The organism is Kribbella sp. VKM Ac-2569 (assembly GCF_004216905.1).
Lineage (GTDB): Bacteria > Actinomycetota > Actinomycetes > Propionibacteriales > Kribbellaceae > Kribbella.
Map to the genome: position 1 here is coordinate 860651 of NZ_SGXJ01000001.1, position 20000 is coordinate 880650.

The 20000-nt window shown below is 65.8% G+C and carries 14 protein-coding genes; 2 read left to right on the plus strand and 12 right to left on the minus strand.

The genetic code is table 11. From position 1 onward, the window contains the following. Positions 1 to 32 precede the first annotated feature (32 nt). The 5 genes from EV649_RS03910 to EV649_RS03930 form a co-directional block, all read right to left on the minus strand. Positions 33 to 2489 carry a LamG-like jellyroll fold domain-containing protein gene (locus EV649_RS03910; RefSeq protein WP_130380573.1) on the minus strand — a complete coding sequence of 819 codons (2457 nt, stop codon included), beginning with the start codon at positions 2487 to 2489 and terminating at the stop codon, positions 33 to 35. Positions 2490 to 2568: 79 nt separating this feature from the next. Continuing rightward, entirely contained in the window at positions 2569 to 3639 is a 1071-nt protein-coding gene (locus EV649_RS03915; RefSeq protein ID WP_241997694.1) for a lactonase family protein, read from the minus strand. Continuing rightward, entirely contained in the window at positions 3636 to 5225 is a 1590-nt protein-coding gene (locus tag EV649_RS03920; protein ID WP_130380575.1) for a CocE/NonD family hydrolase, read from the minus strand. Before EV649_RS03920 ends, EV649_RS03915 begins: the two co-directional genes overlap by 4 nt. Before the next feature lie 59 nt (positions 5226 to 5284). Continuing rightward, positions 5285 to 6214 (minus strand): oxidoreductase, encoded by a 930-nt coding sequence (locus EV649_RS03925; protein ID WP_130380577.1) that lies wholly within the window; start codon positions 6212 to 6214, stop codon positions 5285 to 5287. 38 nt (positions 6215 to 6252) lie between these two features. Continuing rightward, entirely contained in the window at positions 6253 to 7722 is a 1470-nt protein-coding gene (locus EV649_RS03930) for a M36 family metallopeptidase (RefSeq protein WP_130380579.1), read from the minus strand. A 219-nt stretch (positions 7723 to 7941) separates the two neighbouring features. Between EV649_RS03930 and EV649_RS03935 the strand changes: the two genes are divergently transcribed. After that, complete coding sequence (locus tag EV649_RS03935; protein ID WP_130380581.1) at positions 7942 to 9057, plus strand: winged helix DNA-binding domain-containing protein; 1116 nt, start codon at positions 7942 to 7944, stop codon at positions 9055 to 9057. 196 nt (positions 9058 to 9253) lie between these two features. Here EV649_RS03935 and EV649_RS03940 read toward each other — a convergent pair whose 3' ends face one another. The 3 genes from EV649_RS03940 to EV649_RS03950 all read right to left on the minus strand — a co-directional run bounded on the left by EV649_RS03940 (position 9254) and on the right by EV649_RS03950 (position 13162). Continuing rightward, the gene (locus EV649_RS03940) at positions 9254 to 10738 is read right to left on the minus strand and encodes a TraM recognition domain-containing protein (protein ID WP_157996164.1); all 1485 of its coding nucleotides are present in this window, start codon (positions 10736 to 10738) and stop codon (positions 9254 to 9256) included. A 161-nt stretch (positions 10739 to 10899) separates the two neighbouring features. Then, on the minus strand, positions 10900 to 11775 hold the full coding sequence (locus tag EV649_RS03945) for a M48 family metalloprotease (protein ID WP_157996165.1): 876 nt from the start codon (positions 11773 to 11775) through the stop codon (positions 10900 to 10902). A 241-nt stretch (positions 11776 to 12016) separates the two neighbouring features. Further along, positions 12017 to 13162: a hypothetical protein gene (locus EV649_RS03950; RefSeq protein ID WP_130380587.1), complete on the minus strand. Its 1146-nt coding sequence runs from the start codon at positions 13160 to 13162 to the stop codon at positions 12017 to 12019. A gap of 244 nt (positions 13163 to 13406) precedes the next feature. On the opposite strand from EV649_RS03950, the gene EV649_RS41945 reads away from it, so the two are divergent. Next, positions 13407 to 13529, plus strand: coding sequence for a hypothetical protein (locus EV649_RS41945; RefSeq protein WP_277875611.1), 123 nt, complete (start codon positions 13407 to 13409; stop codon positions 13527 to 13529). Between the two features lie 470 nt (positions 13530 to 13999). On the opposite strand, the gene EV649_RS03955 is transcribed toward EV649_RS41945, so the two are convergent. Genes EV649_RS03955 through EV649_RS03970 form a run of 4 tightly spaced genes read right to left on the minus strand, consistent with a single transcriptional unit; the run spans position 14000 to position 19971 of the window. Further along, positions 14000 to 15997 (minus strand): hypothetical protein, encoded by a 1998-nt coding sequence (locus EV649_RS03955; RefSeq protein WP_130380589.1) that lies wholly within the window; start codon positions 15995 to 15997, stop codon positions 14000 to 14002. Continuing rightward, positions 15994 to 19125, minus strand: coding sequence for an ATP-binding protein (locus EV649_RS03960; RefSeq protein WP_130380591.1), 3132 nt, complete (start codon positions 19123 to 19125; stop codon positions 15994 to 15996). Before EV649_RS03960 ends, EV649_RS03955 begins: the two co-directional genes overlap by 4 nt. Beyond that, entirely contained in the window at positions 19112 to 19684 is a 573-nt protein-coding gene (locus EV649_RS03965) for a hypothetical protein (RefSeq protein ID WP_130380593.1), read from the minus strand. The genes EV649_RS03960 and EV649_RS03965 overlap by 14 nt, the downstream gene beginning before the upstream one ends. Beyond that, a complete protein-coding gene (locus EV649_RS03970; RefSeq protein ID WP_130380595.1) occupies positions 19684 to 19971 on the minus strand; it encodes a hypothetical protein in 288 nt (95 codons plus the stop codon). Before EV649_RS03970 ends, EV649_RS03965 begins: the two co-directional genes overlap by 1 nt. Positions 19972 to 20000 lie beyond the last annotated feature (29 nt).

Below are 20000 nucleotides of genomic sequence, written 5' to 3' on the forward strand. Positions count from 1 at the left end.
AGGGCTCGGCGGCTTCTGCGCATCTCGAACTTTTACCGGCCGGATTCGTACAGGGACCGCACCTCCGCGTCGGTCAAGGCTCGGTCGTACAGATGTACCTGGTCGATCGTCCCGTCCAGGAAGTCGACCTGGTTGCCGCCGAACTTCGCCCGGCCGATCAAGGTGTTGCCGGTCGAGCTGGAATCCAGCGTGCAGGCGGACTTGGCGGCGACGAGCTGACCGTCGACGTACAGCCTCAGTTCACCCTTCACCACGTCGCGTACGCCGGTGACGTGGTACCACTGCCCCGGGTTCGGCTTCGTCGGCGACAGCGCGCGGATCCCCGGGAAGCTCATCGCGAACCGCTGGTCCTGGCCGGAGTACTGCAGGAAGAACGCACTGTCGCGATCGCCGTCCTGGCTGACGAACGTCTGGAACGAGCCGTCCGCCTTGTTCAGCTTCACCCAGGCGCTGGCGGTGTAGTTCTTGCTGGTGTCGAGCAGGGCCGCGCCGGTGTCGGCGTACTGGCCGGATCCGTTCAGCGCGAGACCTTGGCCGTTCTTGCCCGGTCCGTAGACCGCGCCGCCTTGCAGCGTCGCGTCGTTGTTGCCGACGGCATCTTCTCCGGATCCGTCCAGCGGGTAGAAGTGGATGCCGTCGACGCCTGGTGTGCCCGGACCGGGATCCGGGGTGCCGGTGCCGGTTCCGTTCGCATTGTCGACAATCTGTTTGTTGATCGTCCGCACTTGGGCGAAGTCCATCTTCGGCACCCGGCGGTCGTAGGTGAAGAAGCCGTTCAGCTCCCCTTCGACGTCGGTGATCTGGGTGTAGACCGAGCCGCTGATCCCGCACTGCTGGGCGGATCTCAGCACATCGGTCTGGTTCTCGACGTACCTGCGGGTGAGAGTCGCCGAGTCCGGCTCCATCTCGTACGCCGACCCGTCGCCGAACCACATGTGGTCAGGCACCTTCAGGCCGAACCCGCCGTGCTCACCGTCGACCGCCGCGCGGTCGCTCGTCGGCGCGGTGGTCGCCGGGCCGAGGTACGCGTGATAGTCGAGGAGGTCGCCGCGGCCAGAGTCGCCGTGGGAGTTGCAGCAGTTCACGCCGCTGTGGGCGTTGACCAGGCGGGACGGGTCCTGCGCCTTGACCGAGTCTGCGATCGCGCCGGTCTCGGTCCGGTCCCACTCGCCCCAGCCCTCGTTGAACGGCACCCAGACGGTGATCGAGGTGAAGCTCTTGTGCTCCTCGACCATCTCGTGCAGCTCGGACTTGAACTGCGTGCGCCACGGCTCGGGCATCGCGTCGGTCTTCGACGCCGGCATGTCCTGCCAGACCATCAGGCCGAGTTTGTCGGCCCAGTAGTACCAGCGGTCCGGTTCGACCTTGATGTGTTTGCGGACGGTGTTGAAACCGAGCCGCTTGTGCTGCTCGAGGTCGAAGCGGAGCGCCGCGTCGGTCGGCGCGGTGTTCAGTCCGTCCGGCCAGAAGCCCTGGTCGAGGGTGGACAGGTTGAACAGGATCTTCCCGTTCAGCGCCATCCGAAGCTTGCCGTCGGCCCCTTTCTGTAGGCCGACCGAGCGCATCCCGGCGTACGAACCGATTTGGTCTACCATTTTGCCGCGGTCGAGCAGCTTGACCTTGAGGTCGTAGAGGAACGGGTTGGCGGGCGACCAGGTCTTCGGGTTCGGGATCTTCAGCCGAAGCTCGGTGTCCGCCTTGCCTTTCACCTGGCCCACTTGCCGGCGTCCGTCGTACGCCGTGACTTCGACGTCGAGGTTCGCCAGTCCGGAGGTGTCTGCCGTGACCTTGAGGGTCTGGTTCGGGAGGTCCGGTGTGACCTGGAGGCGGCTGATCGAGGCGACGTTCACCGGCTCCATCCAGACGGTTCGCCAGATGCCGGAGCTGCCCTGGTAGAAGATGCCGTGGTCGCCGACCTCGCGCTGCTTCCCGATCGGCTGGTATGTCTCGTCGGTGAGGTCCTCGGCCCAGACGATCAGCTCCTGCGGGCCCTTCGCCTGCAGGGCGCTGGTGACGTCGACGTCGAAGCCGTCGTACCCGCCGCGGTGCGTGGCGACCTGATGCCCGTTCACCCAGACCTTCGCGTCGTAGTCGACCGCGCCGAAGTGCAGCACGAGCCGCTGACCCTTCCAGTTGTCGGGGATCTGGAAGGTACGGCGGTACCACATGCGGTCCTCGTGCTTCTGCAGACCGGAGAGGGCGGACTCGATCGGGTACGGGACGAGCACCTTCTCGTTGAGCGTGCGTCCGAACGGGGGCTGCTCGTCAATTGCGGCGGGCGCCCACTCCCAGAGGCCGTTGAGATTGCGCCATTCCGGGCGGGTCAGCTGCGGGCGTGGGTACTCAGGCAGTGCGTTCGTGGGCGAGACGTCGTGTGTCCACGGGGTGGTGAGGGGCGGTGTACCGACGTGCCAGTCGGGTGTTGCCTGAGCTGTCGGGACCATGACGGCCGAGGCCACGAGGACTGCTGCGGTGAGGACTCTGAGCATGGGCGTCGTCCTTTCGGGGCGGAGAAAGGCGATCCCATGACAACGCTCTCACCACAAAAGCGCAAGAGCTCGCGCATGATCAAACATTGACGCAGACCGGGGTCGGCGTGCTGAAGTCGCCGGTCTGCGTCAGCGTGCCGGCGGTTTGGTCTACCGAAAACGTCACGACGTTGTTCGACTTCTGGTTGGCGACGAACAGCAGGCGACCGGTCGGGTCGAACGCGGCATGCCGCGGCCAGTTCCCTCCACAGCTCGGCGTACCTACTAGCTCGAGACCCGCCTCGTTGGTGCGGAAGATGGAGACGCTGTTGTGGCCTCGGTTGGTCACGTAGACGAAGAGGCCGTCGGCTGAGATCACCACCTCGCCCGGGTAGTTCTCCCCCGCGCCGGTCGGGACCGTGTCGAGCACCGTGAGTACGCCGTTGTTGTAGCCGCAGATCGTCACCGTGCTGTCGAGCTCGTCGGCGACGTACGCGTACATGCCCGACGGATGGAATACCAAATGTCGCGGCCCGGCGCCGGTCTTGACCTTCGCCTGATGCTGGAGCGTGAGCTTCCCGGCGGCGAGCGTGTAGGTGTAGATCGAGTCGGTGCCGAGGTCGACGGCCAGCACATACTCGCCGGCCTGCACCACCTGGTGCGCGTGCGGTGCGGTGCCCTCGTGCTTGACCAGGTCAGTCTGTTGCCCAAGGCTCCCATCCGCCGCGATCGGATGGACCGCGAGGTCGCCGGATCCGTAGTTCGCACTGAGCAGATGGTCGCCCACCTTGGCCAGGTGGCACGGACCGGATCCCTTGTTGGGTTGGCGATTCAGGACCTTCGGTGTAGTGGAGATGTCGATCGCCGTCACCGCACCGATGTCCTGCTCGTTCACGGCGTACAAGAAGTTGCCGTCCCGGATCACGAAGGACGGGTCTGGTATACCGTCGATCGTTCCGGTCTTGGTGATCTTGCCGCCGGCGTCGTACGTCGCGATGCCGATGCCGTCGCCGTACGTCCCGAGGTACAACGTCCCGCCGGCCTCGCGGCGTGCTCCCCGGCCTCCGGTTCCCGCGGGGCCTTCGTGGTCCGGGGCCTCGCGGGTTGCGGCCTGGTGGATCGGGACGAGGGCAGCGGTGAAGCCGAGGAATCCCCGGCGGCTGAGGTTCACGCGGCCACCGGAACGCTGACCCACGACGGATCGCCCGCCGGGGAACTGAACGTCACCGTCGACCCGATCACGCTCCGCCCGAGGTACCGCGGATCGACCGTGTCCACCACGAGCACGAGGTGATGCCCGGCCGGCACCTCCCAGCTCGTCGCCTCCAACCGGATGTCGAGCGGGACCGCCTTGCCCGGCGTCGCCCCGCGCAACGTGTACGGCTTGTGGGAGATCAACGAGCCGACGCCGAGCGCGTCGACGTCGTACAGGTAGGCGAACAGCGACGTACTCGCCGCCGACGGCTTCACGGTGAGATGCATCTTCGGCGACCCGTTGACCACGGTCGCTCGATCGAACGCCGGGCCGGACCAGACGCCCGCGAACGTCCTGTCCACCAGCGGCGTCGCGACCCCGGTCGGGATCGACAGAAGCCCTTGCAGAGCGCCCGATACGAGCGCGACCCCGCTGTCGGCGACGGTTGGTATACCGGCCCCGATCGCCCGGCTCCACCCGGTCGACTCGTTCCCCTGCAGCGCACCGGCCTTCGTCAGGTACGACGTACGCTCCTGGCCGACCGCTGCCCAGTTGGCATACCCACGCCACACGCCGCGCTGCGACTTCAGCTGCACCGGCGCTTCCGTGTCGGCGCCGTTGTCCGCGCCGGTGAGGTAGTGCCGCAACCAGCCGGCCAACTCGTCCCACGTCTCATTTGGTAGACCAATCGCGCCGCTCGTCTCCGGCGTGGCGTGATCACCGTGCGCCAGTAGCAGCCGCTTCGGACCGGTCAGCGCGGTGAAGAAGTCCGTGTACTGCGCCGGCGGAAAGATGGAATCCTCGAACGCGTTCGCGAGGAAGACCGCCGGTTTCCGCGCATTGATTTGGTCTACCATCGTCGCGGCCGAGCGGACCGGCGACAACTGCTTCGCCTCCGCGATCGCACCGTCGAAGTCCCCGGTGACGAATTTCGTCTGCAGGGACGCCATCTCCGGCCCGGGCCGTCCGGTGACGTTGCCCAGGGCAAGCAGACCGGCGACGGCCTGGAGCGCGACCGTGTCGTTCGGATTCAGCGACCGGATCAGATCCGCCCAGCCGCTCATCGCGCCGACCGCCTTGATCCGCGGGTCCTTCGCCGCAGCGAGCAGCGACGTACCGGCGCCGTACGAGATCCCCACCGCGGCGACCCGGCTGGCATCCGCGGGCGTGTGCTCGTCGGCAAAGTCGATCACCTTGCTGACATCGGCGACGGTCGGCGGACCGGCGATGTCGATGCCGCCGCCGGTATCCCAGAAGCCGCGGCTCGAGTACGAGATCACCTGGAACCCGGCGGTGGCCAACTTCGCGCCCTGACCGACGTACTCGACGTTCGGCACACCCCAGCTCGACGGCATCACCACGAGCGGGAACGGCCCGTCGCCCTGGCCGGTCGGCGTCAGTACGACGGCACCGATCTCGATCCCGTCGGCGCCCGGGATGCGCTGGTACGACGTACTGAAACCTGGCGCGGCCTGACTCGCGTCCGCATGCGGACCCTTCGCGATCAAGGTCGTGGCGATCAGGGTCAGGGCTACTGCAAGGGCGGCAGCGAACTTGCGCACTGGAGAACCTCCGGCAACTGGAATTACCGGAGGGTAACCAGAAAGTTGCCGCTATGTCACTACCTCGGCACGGTGAGTGCTGGATCGACGCCGGTCGCCTCCACCGACCACGCCCAGAGACGCTCTGCGAGCTCGGGGTCCTGAGCGGTGCGGGTCGGCAGGACGACCTTCGGCGTACCGCGGTACTCGAAGAAGCTCGGGCCGACGAACGATCCAGGACGCAGATCCGGGTACGTCGCGGCGTACAGACTCGGCCAGGCACCGGCCGCCGCGGACTGTGCGACCAAGCGCGTCGCGGCGCCCCACAACTGCGCCTGCCGGGCGCGCCCGGCGAGCTCGGGACCGGCTGCCTGCAAGTGGGTTGCCGCGTACCCGGGATGCGACCCCACGCTCAGCAGATCGGCCCCGGCGGCGCGGGCGCGACGGTCGAGCTCCAGCATGAAGAGCAAGTTGGCGAGCTTCGACTTCCCGTACGACTCCCACTTCCGGTAGCTGCCCGCCGGCCGGCGCAGGTCGTCCTCGCTGATGCCGCGCACGGTCTTGTGCATGAACGAGCTGACCGTGACAACCCGGCCGCCCTTCACCAGCAACGGAAGCAGCCGTCCGGTCAGCGCGAAGTGACCGAGATGATTGGTGCCGAGCTGCAACTCGAACCCGTCAAGCGTCTGCCGGTACGGCGGCGCCATCACGCCGGCGTTGTTGATCAGCAGATCCAGCCTGTCGTACAACTTGACGACCTCTTCAGCCGCCCGCTGGACACTGGCGAGATCGGCCAGGTCCAGCTCGAGGACCGTCGGCGCCCGTCCGGCCTTCTGCGTCAGCGTTTCCGCCGCCTGCGCAGCCTTCTCTGGATTCCGCGCCGCGACCAGCACGTCTGCGCCATGTCTCAGCAGTTCGAGCGCGGTCTCGTACCCGAGTCCACTGGTGGCCCCCGTCACGAGCGCCAGTCGTCCGGTCAGGTCAGGAATATCCGCCGTACGCCAGGTCATGCGCCCACAGTAACTGGGGGCGCACGACCTGGTGTTGTTTACGGGAGGATCTTGCGGTCCTGGAAGGCCTTCGTGACCTGGGCGGCCGTCGGCTTTCCGTAGAGCAGCCGGGCAGCCTGGACGGTGTCCTGGGCCGCGGCGGCGAACGACGTGTCCGGGTCGTAGAAGAACGTCGACTCGAGGATCAGCTTGTTCGCCTTCGTCCGGCCGAGCGCCTGGTGGATGTCCCACAGCGCGTTCGACCAGATCTCGCCGTCGTCGTGAACCTCACCGGTCTTGTCGTCGATGGTCTTGCCGGTGTCCGTCCGGCGCAGGCAGTGCGGCTCGTCCGTCGTGTACGACGTGGCGTCCCAGTCCATCACGCACGGCAGCTCGAACCCCTTGCTGACCGGAACCGACATCGTCACGGCCCAGTAGTCGCCGAAGCCCTCGCCGATCGCGCCGGCCTCCTCCGACTCGCCGAAGTTGGGCACCACGTCGTCCTGGATCGCGTGCCCGTACTCGTGCCAGATCACCTCGGCATCCTCGGCGTCGTCGACACCGCCCTCGCCGACCGTGATCATGTCCGTCGACGGGTCGTAGAACGAGTTGTCCCCGGCGTACGTGTCGACCGAGAAGTCCTGCGACTCGTTGTTGACCTCGGTGAACCCGAGCTGGTGGATGTACTCCTGCGTCTGGTTGATGTGGTAATACACCATCACCTGCTCGAACTTGTCGTTCGCACGCTGGTAGACGAAGGTGTTGGTCTTGCTCTGGGCCAGGCCGCCCTTGGCCTCGGCAATGTTGACGTAGGTGCCGTTGAGCTTGCCGGATCCGTCCAGGTTGCGCAGGATCACGTTCTTCTGCGCCAGGAACAACGCGTCCTGGTTCTTGTCGTTCTGGTCGGTCAGCTTCTCGTTCTGCTCGCTGACCACCGGGTTCGGGTCGAACACCGAGCCGCGGCCGTCGACGTTGTCGCTGATCACCTTGGACTCGACGACGGTGCCGGAGTCCGCGTCGACGAGCGAGCGGGTGACGCCCTCGGCCGAGCGGCTCGTGACATTCCAGACCAGGCGCGCGTCCGGTCCGCCGATCACCGCCAGTTGCGCGGCGCCGCTGGTTGCGCCCGGCTGCGGAACGAGGTTCTTGTTCGGCCCGGCGATCCGGGCACGGTTCGCGCGCGCTGTGACCGCGGCGTTGGCGGTCTGCGTGGCGGACGCCGGCGCAACCGCCGCACTGACATCCAGGTTCGCCGGTACGGCGTCCCGGCCGTCCGCGATCTGCACCGCGCCGTCCTTGGCCACATGCTTGGCGTAGTACCCGTTGACCACCGGCAGCCCCTTGAAGGTCTGCTGGTACCAATAGTGCTTGCCGAGCAGCGACGTCTTGGTCTTGATCAGCTTCAGCCCGTTCGGATTGGCCGTCGCTGCTTCCGGCGCTGCCCCCGCGGCGCTGGTGAACGACAACCCGAGCGAGACAGTGGCCAGCCCTGCAGTGACGGCCACCAGCGCCTTACGGCGTGTCCTCATCCGTTTCCCTCCCACGTCCAGGTTGCGTAACGCAACCACTACGGTCCGTCGAACCCTAGTTCCGCGCAGTACTCGCTGGGAAGCAGATCGTCACCAGACTCGCACCGTGCAAGGGAAAACCCTGCGTTCCCGGCCTTCAGGACGAGCGCGCAGTAGCGGACCGAATCTGGCCGCTTCTCTGCCTACCGTTGGATCCGCCGACCAGAGAGGATCCCCGCCATGACCAAGCTGAGCCTGCAGGCCCTGAACCGCGCCACCCTGGACCGCCAGTGGCTCCTCGAACGCCACGACGCGAACGCCCTGGACGCGATCGAACACCTCGTCGGCATGCAGGCCCAAGCCCCGCAAGCGCCGTACGTCGGCCTCTGGACCCGGCTCACGAACTTCGATCCCGCCGACCTCTCCACCCTCCTGGAAACCCGCCAGGCCGTCCGCGGATCGATGATGCGAGCAACCATCCACCTGGTCTCCAGCCGCGACTTCCTCGCCTTCCGCCCGCTCGTCCAGCCACGCCTGGAACGCGAGGTCTACCAGAACCAGACCTACGGCCGGCACCGCCTCGAAGGCCTGGACATGGACGCCGTCCTGGCCGCCGGCATCGCCCGCCTGACCGAAAGCCCCGCCACCGCCGCCCAACTCCGCGACCACCTCGCCCCGCTCTACCCCGACCGAGACCCCGCCGCCCTGGCCCACGCCATCCGCTGCCTCCTCCCCACCATCCAAACCCCACCCCGAGGCCTCTGGAACAAATCAGGCCAACCCACCCTCACCACAGCCAACCTCTGGTTCCCCAACACAGCCGCAGACGCGGACGACTCAACTGCGACCGTCGAGGCGATGATCCTCCGCTACCTAGCCGCCTACGGCCCCGCCTCAGTAGCCGACGCCCAAACCTGGTCCGGCCTCACCCGCCTGTCCGAAGTCTTCGACCGCCTCGACCTCCGCACCTATACCGACGCCACCACCAACCGAACCCTCTACGACCTCCCCCACCTAGCCATCCCCCACGAAGACACCGAAGCCCCCACCCGCTTCCTCCCCGAATACGACAACCTCCTCCTATCCCACGCCGACCGAACCCGCTTCCTGGACACCCCCACCCGCCAACGCCTGACCCTCCAAGAAGTCCTCACCAAAGGCTCAGTCCTCCACGACGGCCACCCCAAAGCCCTCTGGAAACTAATCAAAAACACCAAAACCCAAGCCGTCCTGGAAATCTCCCCCTTCACCCCCATATCCCCCCAAGCCTGGACCTCCATAGAATCCGAAGCCCAAACCCTCCTAACCTTCACCACCCCAACAGCCACTCCCCAGATCAAACGCGTAGACCCCTAAGCCACGAACACCAATCCGCGCAACAACAACCCCGCGACCGCATCCACGAGCAACAAAGTCTCAGCCATGACCTGCCCGTCTGCCACCGACGACCAGTTACGCCACCCGGCATCCTTCAGCCGTCAGCGCTAACACCAGTAATGCCGATGAGACCACGGCACATCTTTGGATTCGACTCCGTGCGCCGCGGTCTGCTCTACGCTCGCAGATTGACCAGGACAGGGCCGACTCGGACGCCGTTCGACCGAGCAAGTGAGATCAAGGCTTGTCCGGCAGGTACACCAGTGATGATGTCCGACACGGTCCACCGTGCACGCTCAATACGCTGGACGCTGAAACCTGTCGTTTCGCTCTGAGACGTCCCACCCGGACGACCGAACTGATTGAACTGCGCACCAGAGGTCGCGCTTCGGTTGATGGTTGTCTGACTCACGTACTGATCGCCGAACCATCTCGAGAATATCTCCGCATCCTGCGGATCGATGCCTCCGAAGACGGCCTTACACCCTGTAGAGCCGAAGATCGTTGGACGCACCTCGGCGGGGAAGTCGGACATGGTCTGCGAGAGCAGAACCAAGCCAGCATTGTTCGACCGCAACTTTTGTACGCCCCGCGCCACATAATCATCGACGAATCGACCAGCTTCGTCGATGACGAGGCTCTTGAAGATTGACCTGTCAGTCTCAGATGACGAGGTGATCTGCACGAACTGGGAGACGACGAGACGTGCGAGGATGCGGGAGGCATCGGGGTACTCGGCCTCCGGGAGAGCGACTCGAACACGTACTGGCCGGTTCAGATCGCGCATTTGGAATGTCGGGCCAGGGTGATCTAGGAGCTTACGCAACGCAGGCCGGTCAAGTAGCGCGAAGCGCTCAACCAGACCCGCAGCGGGGTCATCGGTCCTCTGAACCTGAGCTTTGCGACTGTCGAGCAGCGACTTCATTTCCTGTCCGTCAGCACCCTCGAGCCGCTGCTTCACGCGGTCCATAGAGGCGTCGTCGGCCCGGAGAAGCCCAAGTAGCTCAGGCACGGTCGGCCACCGCTGGTACGCGGCTTCAAAGGGAGCCAGGCACGCGTAGAGAGCGTTCTTCGAAGCATCGATGAAGTAGGCCTTGTCGTCGCTCACACGGGGCGGCAACAGCGCGGAAGCCAATCGGTCGGCAGCAATGTCTGCGGTCCTCGATCCTCCGAACAGGCTGAACCCACACGTTGGATTCAGCGGATCAATCGTGACATCGAACCACCCGTCGTACGCAAAGTCCGTCGACTTCGGGTCAACGACGACCATGCTCGCCTTGCCAGTCAGCGCCGCCAGAGACAGATGCTCCACTATCGGTGTTGCGATACCTCGAGTCTTACCCGAACCCGGCGGGCCGATGACGAGCAGCGAGGTCCTGAGGACGTCCAAGTCGATGCCGAAGTCGCCGCTCAACTCGAAGTCACTGCGATGATCGGGAACAACCTGACCGAGTCGCACCTGACCTGCCAAGAGGTTATGCCGTGCGAAGCGCTCGCCGGGCAGGTTCCGCTGAAGAGACGGGTGAACCAATGCAGCACTGCCCTCCTGTTCAAGGGCCGCTGTCAGGTTCTGCAGATCGTGCGACGATCCACTGAGTCGGGCCAGCGCATGAACGATCCTGGCTTGATCGACGTCACTGAAGTCCGCGGACTCCGCCATGCTGTCCAACCGACCAGCGAGATCAGGATGCGACTGGCGGACTGAGTCCCAAGGCCTCTTCGGACTCGGAGCTTCGGTCTGCCCGACAGGCGCGCCGGACCTTGCGTTGCCGCCGCCGGCCAACTTCCTGCGGAGTGATTCGAACTGCGGAAATCGCTTAGTCATGAGCCCGTGTTCTGCAGATAGCGTTCGAGCGCGGTTATGCGGTCGGCGATAGACGGGTGATGCGAGTAGAGAGCGCCTCGCCATCCACTTGCCCGTCTGGCCACATCCTCTCCCTGCGCTTGGAGGTCGTACAGCATCGCGACCGTATCCCGCGCGTATCCAAGATCTGCTGCGACTTGATCCGCCCACAACTCGCCCCGCCTGCTGAACCATGCCAGCGGAATCGGCACCAGGAACGGCACCAACGAGTAGAAAGCCCAGCCCCATCCAACATGGAACACCAACGAGTACATGAGCAGACCCCCATAAGCACTCACGAAGATCGCCAGGAGCAGGCATCCAACGGCTGGAACCTGGGTAGCTCGCCGGAACAGCCAGCGGACCGCGCCAACCACAAACCGTCCTGGCAATGCGTACCAGAACGCGATGAGCCCGGCCCAAGGATGCCCTCCTTGGTGGTGACCGAACTCGTGGGCGAGAACTGCTTGCAATTGCCTAGGGGGCAACGAAACGACGGCCCATCGGCTAACAGCGATCGATCGGCCGGCCATCGCAGACCCATTGATGCTGTCGGATTCCTCGATCCAGAGTTTGTAATATCTTGGATTGACAGCCACTACGGAGCATACGGACCGCCACGCGACATCGATCTTTTGCTGCTCCAGGAGCGTAGGGTGCCGGAGCCGAAAGGCGTACCGAGCGAGATAATCCTCAATTGGCGCCCAGAACACAAGCAATCCTGAGAGAATCCACAGCGCGATCGCCAGGACCACCCAGAAGCCGTTCAAGACAAGCGCCGAAAGCCACGACACCACACCGAAGCTCCACAACGCCCACGGAATGCCAAGCAGCAGTTCAGCCGCAGACGGCACAGAGATCCGAGCCCTGCGAGTGGGCTGGGGCGAAGGTGACGATGCGCCCGGCGACGAGAAGGACCCCGGAGTGGTGTCAGGCGCGTCGGGGGGTTCCCCTCGGCCGTGAGAGCTGCTCGGCTCCCAATCGCCGGAGGAGAAGGAACCCGGCCGGTCCTCAGTTCCACCAGATCTGTTCATCGGACACGCCTCGATCTTGTGGGCGGCTGCACTCGTCGAGCTCCTTTCGCTCTACCTTCTCTCAGTACATCGAGACATGGACGTGATCGTAATGGCCGCCTGTCGCGTCGCTCGGATTGTAGATGCCACCGCCGTTGTACGTTCGCCACGCGCCCGTCCGAGCACTCCATATCTTGCCGTACCAGATGACATACCTGACTCCGGTCGTCCCGGCGCTCTGGACAACCCAGCTCGCGACCTGGTCGCCCTTCGCACGTGCTGCGGCCGACTTCCTGGCATCGGCACCGACCATGACATCGCAGGCCTTGCCCTTCGGGTGATCGCTGGTCGGATTCCAGAGATGCGCATCCCAGCAAGAGATGCTGAGATTCGGCAATGCAGTCCGAATCTTGGCTACCCACGCCGCCGTTCGCGGCGTCACCATTCCACCAGTCCCCGTAGGATCTGGAACGTTCTGCTCCTCGACTGGCCAGTTCCCCGCGATGGGGCGTCCGTCCACGAGACCACCACCGCATTGGTCGGCGATCGACATCGACGGTGTGGCACTTACTGCGACGGGATGCGCGCTTGAGCGTCCTGCATACGGATTGCCGGCACGAGTGAGGTCAATTCCAGCCTCCTCGGCGATGTCTCGAGCGGTGTCCTCATGGCGTGCGTAGGCGTCCGGGAATGCCGAGCGCTGCACTGCCTGGGCCGCAACGGTGTACGGCATCGAATCCCAGTTGTCGACGTCGACAAGGCCAGGCGGACTGGGGGGCTGATCACCGCCGAAGAACGCGTTGGCCGCGTAGACGGGATCCATCAACTGCGAGACGGCACCCCAACCTGTCGAGGTTCGCTGTTGAAAGAGCCCGACTGAGTCGCGATCGCCGTACGACAGATTCTGAAGCTGCGACTCCTGCAAGGCTGTCATGAGCGCCACCAGCGTCGCGCGCCCTGGGAGCCCCCTTGCCACGGCAACGCTGTCGATGATTTTCGCGTATGCGATTTGAGTTGTCCGGAGCTGCCCGCTAGGGACCGGGTCATTCGCATCACCTGGCGCACCCGGGGGACAGGCCGCACTGACCTGACTCGTTCTCGCGCCGAAGGGCGCAAGCATCACAACAACCATCAGCGCCAGAATGCTGCCGACCAAGGCGACCTTCGTCGCAATGCTCGTCGCCCCACTCAGTCCCGAGGCCGCGGCGAGGTCGCGACCGCTAAACATCGCAAGCACCGTGTGATGCGCTCATGGCCCGGTCCCGCCATCCACTGCACTGACCAGCCATCGTGTCCCATCGGGAACCACTGTGACGAGAAGCGGCACATCGAACTGAGCCGCACGCTTCCCCGTTGTCGTGACCTTCACGGTCACCAACCGAGTAATACGCGTGGGCGTATCCACCGGTGCGGTGTCGGGGCGAGGCGCCGTAACGTTGACAGAGACGACGCGCGATGATCCACCTTCTGCTTTGAGCGCGTCATACGTCGCGTCCCCCGCGCTGGTGAAGGTCGTTGCGAGTTCGGACGTCATGTACTGCGTCGCTCTTCCCACCAACTGGTCGTACGTCTCGTTCGCCGGTGTGCGCGTATAGAAGAGGTTGGCCCAGTTGCGTGCTGCCTCATTCGCAGACGCAGTCTGCGAGGCTCCAGGCCGCTGCGTCAGTGGTGGCGGTGTAGTCAGACCCGTCGCTTCGGGCTGTTGAGTCGGGGATGCCCGCGTTGGTTGTGGCACTTCGCTTCCTGGAGCAGCAGGCGTCAGCAGCCCTGCGGACCCGCGGTCCTCTGAACCGCGATTTAGCAGACGAGGTAGTCCGCCACCGATACCCAGCACGAGAATCGCCAGAAGGACGATTACCGCAATCGCCCCGAGTGGGCTTGCCGGCTCGCTACGACGTTGATCACGTAGCGTCGCTCGCTGGCGAGCGATGTCGTCTCGCCTACGCTGTCGGCGAGATCTGCGATCATCGCCATTCGTTCGCGACCCTGCAGCCCAGGGATCGTTGTCGCCGTCTGTTCCTGGCGTGCTCTCGTCCCGTCGTCGCGGGTGCGGAGTCACCGTTTCTCACCGCCCACCCGACGGGCGATGGCTCGTCGGGCCGCTGCCGCGCGCAGCGGAGTACTCGCGATACCGACGTTGCTGGACCGGCGAGGCTCCAACCCTCCGCGGGGTGCGCGCGACCTTCGCCGGACCATCGCGGAGGCTCGCTGAGTAAGCATGCCGCCGTGGCTCGTAGCTGCTCTGCCTGAGCTGAGCAGCCGTCACTGATGGCTTCGCATGGCGCCCTGAGTTGCGCTCCGTCGGGTTCACGGTCGCGGCCTGTCCACGCTTTGACTCATCGGAGGCGCCTCCTCGATAGACGTCTCGCGATCGCGAACCGCTCGGCCGAGCGCCCACCGAGATCGGCGACGGCGCCTTGCGCCCGGCGGTATCGCGCCCACTGGTCGACTTCTTACCCAGCGTCGGCACGGTTCCGCTCAGACCGGGCCTCTTTGAATCCGTCCCCTTCGTCGCAACCGGCGCCCGTCGCTCATTGTCTGCCTCTGGCCGCCCGTACGTCCTGTCCACATCAGGGCGACGCGCGGTCCGGAAGACACGACTCTTCTCCATGCTCTCGGTCTTGCCACTCTCGCCAGACCGCGGGGATCCGCCCGTGCGCTCCCCGTGACGCTCCGACGGGCTCGGCGCCGAACCCCGGCTGCGAATTGCGGTTACTACTCGCCGCACTGCCTGCACCGCACCACGCCGCGCATAGGATCCCATGAGCATGCTTCCTACACCGGGCCGCATCATCGTGGTGAGGGATTCGAGCAATCGGCGAAGTCGGAAGGCCGCAATTAGCACAATCAACGCCAGTCCAGTTACCGGGAGCCAGCCAAGCGTCTGACTGAGGCTGAATACCGCGGTCAGGAGAGACAGGGCGACACCGAAAACAAGCATCGCGGCAACTGACTGCAACACAAGGCCCAGCAATGCCTCAAGCCAGTTCATCCCCCACTGTCTCGCCCTGCCAGGGACGATGAAGAGGCAGGCAAACACGACACCGACGACGAGCATCACCAGGCAGCCAACAAAAGCCATGAGGGCGGTCGCAGCCAGTCCAATGTTGAGGAATGCGAACAAACTGGCCGCCACGGCGGCAATCAGCAAAACACCGATCCGGCCGAACGGGTTCTCGCCCTTCGCCCATTTGACTGTCGGCGTATCGCCGCCGCCTTCAGAATCGGCCACCTGATTCTTGATGTAATCCATGCGCTTGCTGGGATCGACACCGACATCGAGCATTCCCTTGCCGTAGCGCCCGCATGCTTCAAGCGAGCCGAACTCGGCGATGCACCACGGCGTGGCTGCAAAGCCACGCCAGGCCGCATCACCGGATTTCCGAAGCATCGTGTCGCGCGAAGTTCCCGGGAAAGCAGGCTCCGGCGTCTCGAATGGCGTTTTGAGGGTGCTTCCGACCACCTTTCCTGACGCACCCATCACGGTCTCCGCGCCAACCTGACGAGCGCCGTCAACGCCCTTCAGCCAAGTCGCCGGTCCGAGCGCCAAGCTGACCGCAAGTAGGCCGGCCGCGAAGACCCAGACCAGTTGGCTCATAGCAGTTCCGCTTGATCGTCGCTGTACATAGGCCGCGACGGCGCCGAGCGCCAGCGCCGACGGCAGCAGCCAGCCCACCAACTGGCCGCTCACACCACCGATCGCGTCCGAGGTCGAATCGACGAGCGGACGGATGTCGGTGAACGAGAACAACCACCATCCAATGGCGATCGCCGCCCTCGTTGCCGCCACGACGAACAACATGAGCATCTGGGCGAACGAGTTGAAGACCGGCCTAAATGGGTCGCTGAAGCTGCCCTCGAAGTCGAGGGTGTAGGCCATCGGGCTGTATTGCTCAAACAACGTTCGGGTGTCGCCGTGCGTTAGGTCTGGCGTCGGCAGCAGATCGCCGAACCCTGTGGGACTAGTGGGCTTGGGATCAGCGGCCAGCGCAACCTGGGTCGTCAGAATCAGCGAGATGGCAAGGACGGTGAGCGCCGTTCGGGTGCGGCGCTGCCATCTCATGCGACGTGTTCCTTGCCGCTGGGGGACTTGGTGGGTTGGTCGGAGCCGTTGGGGGTGGGGTCGGTGGTGTCGTAGGCGGGGTACATCGCCTCGTTGTAGGCGGCCTCGTCTGCCTCTTGGTCGTAGACCTCGTCGGGGCCGATCGGGGACTCGTAGCGGAGGGAGTGACCGTTGGTGCCTTCGGAGCCGTCTTGGCTGTTGGGGGTTGGCGGATGGCCGTTTTGCTGAGCGACGGCGGGGGCCGCAGGTTGGGACGGCTGAGAGGGCGCTTGCTGCGGGCCCACCGCGGGTTGCGTGGCCGCTACGGGCTCGCGGTCTGCGGCGTTCGAGGGCTGGCGCGATGGTTCTGCGGCGCCAGTGGGCTCCTGTTCGGCGATCCCCGCGGGTTGAGGGGACGTCGGGGCGGGTGCCTCCGGAGCGGAGCTCCCGTTCCCTGCGTAGGTCGGGGCCGCCGCAGGTGGTGTGGGGGGCGGCTGGTTGACCTGGGGAGCCGGCGCGGCTGGGGTTCCCGCGGCAGTGCCAGTCGGAGCTGACGGCCGGGAAGGCGTGTCCTGCGGCGACGTCAGGTGGCTCTGGAACTGGGCAGAAGATGCCGGCTCGAGGATCTCTTCGTCGTCCGCGAAGGGGTCTTCGGGTTCGTACGCCGGCACGGCAGGAACCGTGGCGGTGGCGTGTTCGGATTCGGGGGTGGTTCTGAGTAGGGCTGCTACCTGTTGGCTGGGGATGTCGATTTGGACGGTGGCTACTTCGTCCCAGCGGTCTCGCATGATGCAGTGGCCGTGGCGGATGGATTTGCCGTTGGCGGCGGTGTTGATGCCGCGGACCAGGGTTTGGTAAGGCGCGGTTTGCGGGCGGCCGAGGAGCTCGAGCAGGGAGTCGACCTGTTCGCGGGACCGGAGGCTGAAGGCGAACAGGGTGGTGATCTGCTCGACGAGGCCGGGGAGCTTCAGGATCGAGGCCGGGTCCTGGGTGTCCAGGACCAGGGAGGCGCCCAGGGCGCGGCCCACACGGGCGATGTAGTCCAGGAACGAGGCGCCGTCGGGGGTCTTCGTCAGCAGGTGGACCTCAGGGACGATGACGACCTTGGAGCGGCCGCGGAACTCGCGGCGGCCCGTCGTACGGACCATCCAGGCGAGGCAGCCGCGGAGGCAGGCCATGCCGACGCGTTCGATCGGGGACCAGGACTCAGGGGCCGACTCGGGGGACGGCAGCGTGAGTCCGGGCATCTGGACGACCCAGAGGCCTGGGTTCGTGGTCAGGGAAGAGAGGCCGGACGGCGGGCCGGCGACGACGGAGCCGAGACCTGTCTCGACCAGGTCGCGCAGCGCGAAGCCGACAGTCCGTACCGTTTCGGAGTCGGAGGCGCAGAGCCGCTGGATGACGCCCCACGACGACGGATCGGGTGACTGGATCTCGGCGCGGGTGGCGGCCATGACCGGCGCCTCGGCCGCACCACGCAGATGCGGTGGCAGCAGCAGCATGAGCTGAGACGGGGCCTGCAGTAGCGCGTCGTCAACGGGCAGCACCCGCAGCAGGTCTGCAGCGCCGGAGAACTGCGCCGTGATCTCAATGACAGCAGTGGGTACGCCGTACTCCGCGGCGACTGCTGACACGCCGGCAGCGTCGCCCTTCAGGTCCAGCAGCGGCACCCACGCACCGGCGAACGCGGAGTCCAGACCGCCCAGCATCGCGGCAGTCGTCTTCCCTCGACCAGACCGGCCCAGGAACAGCGTCGTGGTCGCGTCGCCAAGTGCAGAACCAGCTGCGGCGTCGAAACGCACCAGACCGGGTGTAGAGCCGGTCAGGTACCCGATAGCCGGGCCAGTGGCGTCACCGATCGAGGCACCGCCCCAAAACCAGGACCCGAAGAACGCGGTCGACTCACGCACGTGCCCGAGGTCCGGCACGCGCAACTGGTCGCCCGGCAACGACTCCAGCCACAGGTCGCGCTGCTCATCCGCGCCGGCGGCGACAGTGATGCCCCGGTCCGCGTAGTGCGCGATGACCGCGTCGACGTACGCCTCGAGGTCCTCACGCGTGTCCGCGCTGACCAGCAACCGAGGGTGGTCCTCGACCAGCGTCAGACCGCTGCGGTTGATGTCGCGCTTGACCTCACGCATGACGCGCTCGGTCTCGACGATCTCGTCGGCGGTCTCCTCCGCAGTGCCCTTCGCGGCCGAGCGGCGCTGCTCCTTCGCGCTCTTCCGGGTCTCGTCGACCAGGTGACGCGCGGTCTTCTTCGTCAGTACGCGAAACCGGACCGAGGCCTCGACGGTGACGTCGATCTCGTCGCCGTCGTCGTCGATCGCCTTGATCTCCGACAGCGTCCGCAGCCACTCCCCCGCGCCTGGTGTCTCGAGCTCTTCGGGGAAGTCGGTCATCGCGAGGACAGTCGTGTACGCCGCAATCTGGCCACGCGTGTCGTAGATCCGCAGATGGTCGGTGTACGGCACCACGCGACCGGACGTCAGCCGGGCCAGCGAGGCACCGGTGATCAGACCGCGCCGTGGCGCCGCGACCGCACCGCGGTGCATCTCACGGCTGATGAGCCAGGAGATCACCTCGGCCGGCGCGGTGTGGGCCCTCCACACGGTCGAGCCGAGCTGACGAGCGAGCTTGCGCACCCGCTCGTCCAGGTGCGCGAGCTCGCGCGCGCTGACCCGCCACGACGTCGTACCAAGGGCGTCACTGATCGAGCCGCGGACCTGCGCGGTGGCCCGCGGGTCGCGGTCGGACAGGTGTACGCCGAGCGCGACGTACCGCTCCGGCATCCGCATCTCGTCGATCCGGTCGGCCCGGGTCTGCGCCCACGCCTCGTGGTCGCCGAGCCGGTAGTGGCCGGCCACGGAGTCGATGTAGTCCTGACCGGTCGAGCGGCCCCACACCACCTTCAGGTGGCTGAGCCGGTCGCCGAGGATCGTCGCGGCCGCGCTGACCGCGGCGTCGAGGGCCGCGTCCTGCTCGGCCTCGGTGGCCAGGTCGGTGTTCGCCACCGAGATCAGGAACCACGCCTCGGCGCTGCGCTCGGTCACCAGCAGACCGTCGGCGATGGCCACCAGACGCGGTGGTGGCAGGCCGCGCTCGCGACCGACCCCCACCAGGTTCAGGAGCTTGTCAGCGATCTTCATTCAGGCCTCTTCCTGACGATGTCCTGCGACTCACCCGTTGCACATGATCCGAACCCAGCAGGCGGGCCCGCTGGCTGACCGTGATGTCCGCGCCCGCGCGAACCCTCGGGTCGACCTCCACCACGACCTCACGCTCCCACTCCGGCGTGACCCGGGCCTTGGCCAGGTCGGCCACCTTCCGGGTCGAGACGCGCTCCCGCCAGGGCAGGTACTCCGTCTTGTCGGCGGCGCGCGCGCCCAGGCCGATGATCGGGCGGTGCGCACGCAACGCGTACCGGACGGCGAGCGCCCACTCAGTCACCCGCCGACGGCGTTCGTGGAACTTGCCGGGGCGCCAGCCGAACGCGGTGATCACGAACGGCGGCACGACGTACAGACTGACGGTGGGTTTCTTCGGTACGCCGATGAACGGGAACAGCAACGCGATCCAGAGCAGGATGATCACCGCTCCGAAGATGATCATCCGGCGCCGGGCGCCTTCTCCGAGGTCGATCCCGAGCAGGTCGTACTGCCGGGTCTCGATCTCGAAGTGGTGGGTCAGGGTGCGGCCGACTCGCATCAATTACCTCCGGACAGCAATCCCCAGAAGCCCTTGAGCACGTTGATGGTCTGGTTGTTGGCGTAGATCAGCCCGCCCACCAGCACCCCGGCCGCGATGTGGCCGAACAGCTCACCCCACTCGCGCTTGAAGTAGTGGCCGATGGCACGCAACACGAGGATCGCGATGAAGATGTTCCCCGCGATGACCAGGACCCAGTCCTTGAAGTCCGCGCCCGTCGGCACATTGGGGTCGGCCATGGGCACGGCAAGCTGAAGCACGCTCGCAGCCAGTTCGTGAGTCGTCATTGCGGTGTCTCCCTTGTTGCCTCGGTCAT

Excerpts from the sequence above, each read along its gene's own strand:
- EV649_RS03955 (WP_130380589.1), bottom strand. The coding sequence starts at position 15,997 with ATGAGATGGCAGCGCCGCACCCGAACGGCGCTCACCGTCCTTGCCATC.
- EV649_RS03925 (WP_130380577.1), bottom strand. The coding sequence starts at position 6,214 with ATGACCTGGCGTACGGCGGATATTCCTGACCTGACCGGACGACTGGCG.
- EV649_RS03970 (WP_130380595.1), bottom strand. The coding sequence starts at position 19,971 with ATGACGACTCACGAACTGGCTGCGAGCGTGCTTCAGCTTGCCGTGCCC.
- EV649_RS03910 (WP_130380573.1), bottom strand. The coding sequence starts at position 2,489 with ATGCTCAGAGTCCTCACCGCAGCAGTCCTCGTGGCCTCGGCCGTCATG.
- EV649_RS03940 (WP_157996164.1), bottom strand. The coding sequence starts at position 10,738 with ATGGCGGAGTCCGCGGACTTCAGTGACGTCGATCAAGCCAGGATCGTT.
- EV649_RS03935 (WP_130380581.1), top strand. The coding sequence starts at position 7,942 with ATGACCAAGCTGAGCCTGCAGGCCCTGAACCGCGCCACCCTGGACCGC.
- EV649_RS03960 (WP_130380591.1), bottom strand. The coding sequence starts at position 19,125 with ATGAAGATCGCTGACAAGCTCCTGAACCTGGTGGGGGTCGGTCGCGAG.
- EV649_RS03965 (WP_130380593.1), bottom strand. The coding sequence starts at position 19,684 with ATGCGAGTCGGCCGCACCCTGACCCACCACTTCGAGATCGAGACCCGG.
- EV649_RS03930 (WP_130380579.1), bottom strand. The coding sequence starts at position 7,722 with ATGAGGACACGCCGTAAGGCGCTGGTGGCCGTCACTGCAGGGCTGGCC.
- EV649_RS03950 (WP_130380587.1), bottom strand. The coding sequence starts at position 13,162 with ATGTTTAGCGGTCGCGACCTCGCCGCGGCCTCGGGACTGAGTGGGGCG.